The organism is Rhizobacter sp. (genome assembly GCF_031412075.1).
In the GTDB taxonomy this organism is placed as follows: Bacteria; Pseudomonadota; Gammaproteobacteria; order Burkholderiales; family Burkholderiaceae_C; genus Rhizobacter.
Map to the genome: position 1 here is coordinate 1 of NZ_JANOCG010000076.1, position 7,243 is coordinate 7,243.

Here is a 7,243-nt window from a genome sequence, read left to right on the forward strand (position 1 = left end):
GGCCGGGCCGGGTACGCCAAGCTGGTGCACAGCCCGGAAGAGAAGGCCTTGTTCGAACAATTCGGCAAGGACTGGGAGGCTTTCCGGGCGGTGGGCGGTGAGCTCATGACGCTGGTGCGCGCGGGCGATGCCGTCGGCGCCAAAGGCCTGCTCGCAGGCAAAGGCGCCGCGGCCTACCAAACCGTCGACACGTCCATCGAAAAGCTGGTTCAACTGAACTCCGCCGGCGCCAAGGCCGCCAGCGCCTCCGCCGAATCGGTGTACCGACAGGCACGCATGATCGTGCTGGGCACCTTGGGCACGATGGTCGCGCTCGGCCTGCTGATCGGCTGGTCGATCTCGCGCGACATGGCTGCTGCCGCCGAGCAAGCCATGCAGCACGCCGACAAGATGGCCGCTGGTGACCTGAGCCACAACGTTTCGCACAACCGTGGCGACGAGATGGGCAAGATGCTCGACGCTCTGGGCACCATGCAGCACAACCTGCGCGACATCGTCTCCGGTGTGCGCAGCGGCGCCGAAGGTGTGGCCACCGCCTCGGCCCAGATTGCCCAGGGCAACAACGACCTGAGCAGCCGCACCGAAGAACAAGCCAGCGCGCTGGAAGAAACCGCCGCGTCGATGGAAGAGCTCTCCAGCACCGTCAAACAAAACGCCGACAACGCACGCCAGGCCAACCAACTGGCCCTGAGTGCCTCGACCGTGGCCATCTCGGGCGGCGACGTGGTCAACCGCGTGGTCGACACGATGAAGGGCATCAACGATTCGTCGAAGCGAATCTCCGACATCATCGGCACCATCGACAGCATTGCGTTCCAGACCAACATCCTGGCGCTGAACGCTGCGGTGGAAGCCGCGCGTGCCGGCGAACAAGGCCGCGGCTTTGCGGTGGTGGCCAGCGAAGTGCGCAACCTGGCGCAACGCTCGGCCGAGGCCGCCAAAGAGATCAAGTCGCTCATCTCCACCAGTGTCGAGCGGGTGGAGCAAGGCACGGCCCTGGTCGACCAGGCCGGCGCGACGATGCATGAGGTGGTGTCTTCGATCCGCCGCGTGACCGACATCATGGGCGAGATCAGCGCAGCCAGCGTCGAGCAGTCGTCGGGTGTTGCCCAGGTGGGCGAAGCGGTGGCGCAGATGGACCAGGCCACGCAGCAAAACGCCGCGCTGGTGGAAGAAAGCGCCGCGGCGGCCGAGAGCCTCAAGACACAGGCTCAGCAACTGGTGAGCGCGGTGGCGGTGTTCAAGCTCACAAGCGACGACGCTCCGCGCGCAAGCGCGGCCCCCGCCCCCAAGGTGGCGTATCGCGCAGCACCCACCGCAAAGCCCTCGGCGCCCGGCCGCTCCGCCGCCAAGGCCAAACCGGCACTCGCCGCGACTGCCCCAGCGCCGAGCCCCGCGCCGGTGGCCGCAGCACCCCGCCCGGCCCCTGCAATGGCCATGGCCGCCGCCGGAGCCGATGACTGGGAAACCTTCTGACCGGTCAGCCCGACCTCACCCAAGGCCCGTGAACACCACGGGCCTTTTTGTTTGCGAGCGTGGTTCCTTGCGAAAAGCACCCCGGAGCGCGGTCTTATGCACGGATCAGGTGCGCATGCGCTGTTGAGAATCGCTTCACCAAGGGCCTGGTATTGCCGATATGCACAGGGCAACCCATCCCTGCCCTTTTTGTTGTACGGAGCGCCCCATGTCCAGACACTTGCACCCCATCGCCGCGATCACCCTCACGGTCTTTGCCCTCAGCACCCCTGCCATCGCCAAAGACGGCAATGCCACCGCCGCTGAAGCCACCGCCATGGTCAAAAAGGGTGTGACCTTCATCAAGACCAGCGGCAAGGACAAGGGTTACGCCGAAATCAGCAACAAGGCCGGCCAGTTCAACGACCGCGACCTTTACCTCACGGTCTATGGCCTGGACGGCACGGTGCGTGCCCACGGCGCCAACGAAAAGATGATCGGCAAGAACCTGCTCGAGCTGAAAGACGTGGACGGCAAGGCCTTCGTCAAGGAGCGCGTGGAGCTCGCCCAGTCCAAGGGCACCTTCTGGCAGGACTACAAGTTCACCAACCCGGTCTCCAAGAAGATCGAACCGAAGAGCATGTACTGCGAGAAGCTCGACGACGCCGTGGTCTGCGGCGGCATCTACAAGTAAACGCCATCGCTGCGCACACGGCATCTGCCACGAAGGACGTCTCATGAATCTGGGTGCAAAGCTCCTGGTCGCACCGCTGTTGACAGCGGTCTTGGTGCTTGCCATCGCTTCGGTGAACACGGTTCTGCAAAACCGCACCGCCACGCAAAGCCACACGTCGTTCAAGGCCGACATGGAGAGCTTTCGCACCATCACGAGTGCACAAGACCAGTTCGCGCAGATCCACGCCAGCGTCTACAAGACGGTGGCCTTGATCAACTCGCTCGACGAGCCCAAGGTCAAGGCGTTTCGCGGCGCGCTGGTCAACCAGCTGAGTGGCTTGAAGCGCACCCTGGCCAACCTGGCCGATGCCGGTGTCGCCGATGCGGAGTTCAAGGCGAGCATGACCGCCATGGGCCAGCAGATCGACAAATACGGCAAACAAGCCGACTCGGCGATCGACCTCTCGACCGTCGACCCCAACACCGGCATCGCCGCCATGCAAGGCGCCGACACCACCTTTGCCTCGGTGGCCACCTCACTCGGTGGCCTGGTGGCGAAGATGGAAGCCATCTCCTCGGCGGCCACCGATGCAGCGGCCACACGCTCCACCCAACGCAGCCTGCTGCTCGGCCTGCTGGCCCTGCTCACCTGCACCGGCGCCGTGGGCGCGGCGTGGTGGATGCAGCGCAAAGTGGTTCACGACCTGCGGCGCGCCGTGGGCGTGGCCACCGAGGTGGCTGCCGGCAACCTGCGCGTCGATGCGCAAACCGACCGCAGCGATGAAGTGGGCGACCTGATCCGCTCGCTCGGCACCATGACGCAGCAACTCAACCACTCGCTGCAAACGGTGATGCAATCGTCGACCTCCATCCAGACCGCCAGCACCGAGATCGCCACCGGCAACCAGGATCTGAGCCAGCGCACCGAGCAGACCGCCAGCAACCTGCAGCAGGCCGCCAGCTCGATGGAGCAGCTGACCGCCACCGTCAAACAAAGCGCCGATTCGGCGCGCCAGGCCAACCAGCTCGCCTCGTCGGCCGCCGAGGTGGCCGAGCGCGGCGGCCACGTGGTCTCGCAAGTGGTCACCACCATGAACGAGATCAACGCCAGCTCCAAGAAGATCAGCGACATCATCGGCGTGATCGATGGCATCGCCTTCCAGACCAACATCCTCGCGCTCAATGCCGCGGTGGAAGCCGCACGCGCCGGTGAACAGGGCCGCGGTTTTGCCGTGGTGGCCGCTGAAGTGCGCAGCCTGGCCCAGCGCTCGGCGCAGGCCGCCAAAGAGATCAAGGGCCTGATCGGCGCCTCGGTCGAAAAGGTCGAAGGCGGCTCTCGCCTGGTGGCCGACGCCGGCGCGACCATGAGCGAGATCGTGAGCTCGGTGCAGCGCGTGTCCGACATCATTGGCGAGATCACCTCGGCCGCGTCGGAGCAAAGCGATGGCATCAGCCTCGTCAACACCACCGTGACCCAGCTCGACCAGATGACGCAGCAGAACGCCGCATTGGTGGAGGAGTCGGCCGCCGCCGCCGAGTCACTCAAGGAGCAGGCGACACGCCTGGCCGAGGTGGTTTCGGTTTTTCGCCTTGAGAGCCGCTGAGTGACACCGAGTCAACAGAAAGAGATCGAAACCATGTCCTTGATCAGCGCCCCCCCGCCCGGGCACACCCACCACCTGCACCACCTGGGCCGACAGGCTGACACGCTGATGCTGGGCGGCATCGGCCTGTGCGTGCTGGTCGCGTTTGCGATCGGGGTTGCCAACGATGGGCTGGCCCTGGCCGCGCTCGTCGCCTTGCCCTTGCTGGTGGTGGCGGGCGCCGTCTTCACCCTGGCGCGCGGCAGCAGTGCCACGCGCTATGTGCTGTGTTTTTGTGCGGCGGCCATGGTGGCGCTGCACATCCAGCTGGGGCGGGGCATGGTGGAGTACCACTTCGGTGTGTTCGCCCTGCTCGCGCTGGTGTTGGCGTACCACGACTGGCGGCCCATTGTTTTTACCGCTGGGCTGTTTGCCCTGCACCACGTGCTGTTCGATCGCCTCCAACTGGCTGGCGCCGGCGTCTACTGCCTGACGGCACCCAGCTTCGAGCGTGTGCTGATCCATGCCGCTTATGTGGTGGCTCAGTCCGCCCTGGAAATTGGCCTGGCCGTGCAGATGCGCCAAGCCGCCATGCAAGGCGCCGAATTGCAGATGCTGACGCAAAACGTGGTGCGGGGCGACACGCTCGACCTCGACGTGAGCCACATGCAAACCACCACCCCGGTGGCCGCGCAGTTGCGCCAGACCCTGGAGCGTGTGGGCGCTGCGATGGCCGACATCAGCACCGCGGCCAGACACATCACGGTGTCGGGTGGCGAGATCGCCGCTGGCAGCCACGACCTGAGCACTCGCACCGAAAAGACGGCCAGCAACCTGCAGCAAGCCGCCAGCTCGATGGAAGAGTTGACCGCCACCGTCAAACAAAACGCCGATTCGGCGCGCCAGGCCACCCAGCTGGCCTCGTCGGCTGCAGAAGTGGCCGCCCGCGGCGGCAGCGTGGTCTCGCAGGTGGTACGCACCATGGACGAGATCAACGCCAGCTCCAAGAAGATCAGCGACATCATCGGCGTGATCGATGGCATCGCCTTCCAGACCAACATCCTCGCGCTCAACGCCGCGGTCGAAGCAGCGCGTGCCGGCGAACAAGGCCGCGGCTTCGCCGTGGTGGCCAGCGAAGTGCGCAGCCTGGCCCAGCGCTCGGCGCAAGCCGCCAAAGAGATCAAGGGGCTGATCGGTGACCCGGTCGAGAAGGTCGAGGGCGGCTCACGCCTGGTGGCCGATGCCGGCGCGACGATGAGCGAGATCGTCACCAGTGTCCAGCGGGTCTCCAACATCATCGACAAGATCACCGCCGCGGCCTCGGAGCAGAGCGACGGGATCGGTCAAGTCAACCATGCCGTGATTCAACTCGACCAGATGACCCAACAGAATGCCGCGCTGGTGGAACAAAGCGCCGCCGCCGCCAGAAGTCTCGAGGACCAGGCGAAGTGCCTGGCCCAGGTCGTCGGCGCGTTTCACCTGCGCGACTGACATTTCGCTACGCCTTCCGCCCCTCTCTTTCAACGGAGCCTCAGATGAAGCTGCACGACATGAAGATCTCCACCCGGCTGAGCCTGGGTTTCGCTGCGATGGGGCTGCTGATCGCCCTGCTGGGTGCAGTGGCGTTGAACCGGATTTCGGCCATCAGCGCCGAGTTCGCGATGGTGCAGGACGACCGCTTTCCCAAGATCGTGCTGGTCAACAACATCAAGGGCGAGGTCAATCAAATTGCCCGCGCCATGCGCAACCTCTTCATCATGACGGAGCCGGCCGATCTCAAGTCGCAATTCGACGAGGTCGCGAGCTCGAATGCCAAGATCAACGAAGCCTTCGACAAGCTCGAAAAGAGCACTGCCGGCGAGAAGGGCAAGGCGATGCTGGCCGATGTGGTCGCGGCCCGCGCCAGCTACAGGGTTCAGCGCGATCGAGTGATCGAGCTGGCACAAGCCGGCAAGCTCGACGAGGCACGCCCGGTCCTGTTGAAGGAGATGCGCCCGGTTCAGCTTGTCTACATGGACAAGCTCGACAACCTGATCAAGCTGCAGGAAGACCTGATGCTCGAATCCGGCAAGGCTGTGGCCGCCGCCGCCTCGAGCAGCCGCACCATCGTCGCCTCGCTGGTCGCGCTGGCGTTCGCCCTTGGCGCGCTGCTCGCCTGGGGGATCATCCGCTCGACGACGCGCCCGCTCAATCAAGCCGTGGACGTCGCACGCGCAGTCGCGGAAGGCGACCTCTCGATCGAGTTCAAGTCCGACGGCAAGAGCGAGACCGGCCTGCTGCTGGCCGCCTTGCATGACATGAAGTCCAGGCTGGCGAAGATCGTCGGCGGTGTGCGCGAAAACGCCGACGGCGTTGCCACCGCATCAGCCCAGATCGCCCAGGGCAACAACGACCTGTCGAGCCGCACCGAAGAGCAGGCCAGCGCCCTGGAAGAGACAGCCGCTTCGATGGAGCAGCTGTCGAGCACGGTCAAGCAGAACGCCGACAACTCGCGCCAGGCCAACCAGCTCGCCCTGGGCGCCTCCAGCGTCGCCATGAAGGGCGGTGAAGTGGTCGGCCAGGTGGTCGACACGATGAAGGGCATCAACGAAGGCTCGAAGAAGATCGCCGACATCATCGGCGTGATCGACGGCATCGCCTTCCAGACCAACATCCTCGCGCTGAATGCAGCCGTTGAAGCAGCACGTGCCGGCGAACAAGGGCGTGGCTTTGCGGTGGTCGCCAGCGAAGTGCGCAGCCTGGCCCAGCGCAGCGCCGAAGCGGCCAAGGAAATCAAGTCGCTCATCTCGAGCAGCGTCGAGCGGGTCGAGCGGGGCTCGCAGCTGGTCGACCAGGCTGGCGTGACCATGACCGAAGTGGTGGGCGCCATCCGTCGCGTGACCGACATCATGGGCGAGATCAGCGCTGCCAGCACCGAACAGAGCGCCGGCGTCGCGCAGGTGGGCGAGGCCGTGAGCCAGATGGACCAGGCCACCCAGCAGAATGCCGCGCTGGTCGAAGAAAGCGCCGCCGCGGCCGAGAGCCTCAAGCTGCAGGCGCGCAAGCTCGTCGATGCGGTCGCGGTGTTCAAGCTGCATGCCACCGCCTCGGGGCCGGTCGTCGCCCCTGCCACCGCGCCAATCATCCACAAACCTGCACGCGTGACAGTCGCCCACGCGCCTGCATCGAAACCGGCTGCGAAAGCCAAGGCCGTCGAGCCTGCGGCGCCGGCGGGCGCACCCGCGCGTGCGCCCACGGGCCCCGCCCCACGGGCCGCTGCGCCGGCCCCTGCCACCGCAGCCGCCGGCGAGGAGTGGGAGACCTTCTAAGTACCCCTGAGCCGTGCCGCGAATTGGCCGGCTCTTTCCACACCCACTCACCGTTTGGTTCCAGGCCCCCAGATAGCCTGGGCAGCCAACCTGAGCACGCACCCATTCAAGAGGATTTCACATGGACATGATTCACGAAGCCGCCCACGTCGCCCGCCATGAGGCCGCACGTGCCGCCCTGGCCGCCCAATCGGGCAGCGAGTTCCTGACCTTCCGCCTCGG

General features: G+C 65.6%; 5 protein-coding genes. All 5 read left to right on the plus strand.

Translation table 11 applies throughout. The features are described 5' to 3' along the window. Positions 1 to 1,476 (plus strand): methyl-accepting chemotaxis protein (locus tag RMO40_RS02885; protein ID WP_309716048.1); only part of this gene is annotated, 1,476 nt, incomplete at its 5' end. Positions 1,477 to 1,684: 208 nt separating this feature from the next. Continuing rightward, positions 1,685 to 2,149, plus strand: coding sequence for a cache domain-containing protein (locus RMO40_RS02890; RefSeq protein WP_309716051.1), 465 nt, complete (start codon positions 1,685 to 1,687; stop codon positions 2,147 to 2,149). Between the two features lie 43 nt (positions 2,150 to 2,192). After that, a complete protein-coding gene (locus RMO40_RS02895) occupies positions 2,193 to 3,734 on the plus strand; it encodes a methyl-accepting chemotaxis protein (protein ID WP_309716055.1) in 1,542 nt (513 codons plus the stop codon). A gap of 33 nt (positions 3,735 to 3,767) precedes the next feature. After that, positions 3,768 to 5,204 carry a methyl-accepting chemotaxis protein gene (locus RMO40_RS02900; protein ID WP_309716058.1) on the plus strand — a complete coding sequence of 479 codons (1,437 nt, stop codon included), beginning with the start codon at positions 3,768 to 3,770 and terminating at the stop codon, positions 5,202 to 5,204. 44 nt (positions 5,205 to 5,248) lie between these two features. Next, positions 5,249 to 7,021 carry a methyl-accepting chemotaxis protein gene (locus tag RMO40_RS02905; RefSeq protein ID WP_309716061.1) on the plus strand — a complete coding sequence of 591 codons (1,773 nt, stop codon included), beginning with the start codon at positions 5,249 to 5,251 and terminating at the stop codon, positions 7,019 to 7,021. Positions 7,022 to 7,243: the final 222 nt, after the last annotated feature.